General features: G+C 31.2%; 1 protein-coding gene. It reads right to left on the bottom strand.

The window, feature by feature from the left end; genetic code table 11:
- Nucleotides 1-554: hypothetical protein (locus tag CN514_RS20000; RefSeq protein ID WP_176525993.1), on the bottom strand; the 554-nt coding region annotated here is incomplete at both ends.

Genomic DNA, 554 nt, shown 5'->3' with positions numbered 1-554 from the left:
CCTTTCAACTAAATTAATATATTTATCCGCTAAAGTTCTTGCATATTCATTATCTGTACCAGAATCAATTGCATATTGGGAGATTATTCCACAAGCGGCTATAAAATGATTTTTCATTGATCTTAAAGAATCTCCTTTTGCTAACTCGATTTGATCGATTGATTCAAGTACCTTAGTAAAATTAAATCGTTTTTCTAATTCCCCCAATTTTCCTTCTACCAATATCGATTTAAATTCTTCAAATTCCTCGGTTGTAGCATGTAAAGATTCATTCTCATAATAAAGCTCGATCAAAGAAACGTCAGAAACAAAATTAGATTGATGTCCTTTTCCTTCAAGATGAAACTGTTCTGGTTCAGTGAAAGCAACAGTAGAATAAGGCTCGATGATCCATTGTAATAATTTCAAAAAATGCTCCGATTTACTATACCAATCTGATTCTGATGGCAAATCTAAACGACGATCTAATCCTATTTCTGAGCCAAGAATAATTAGCAAATTTTCATTTTCGTTTTTGATAAAAAAAACATGATATAAGAGAGTTTCTTGCCAAT

The organism is Bacillus sp. AFS001701, assembly GCF_002559405.1.
Lineage (GTDB): Bacteria > Bacillota > Bacilli > Bacillales > Bacillaceae_G > Gottfriedia.
Note: the sequence above shows the minus strand (reverse complement) of the source record. Positions and strands in the feature narration are given on the sequence as shown.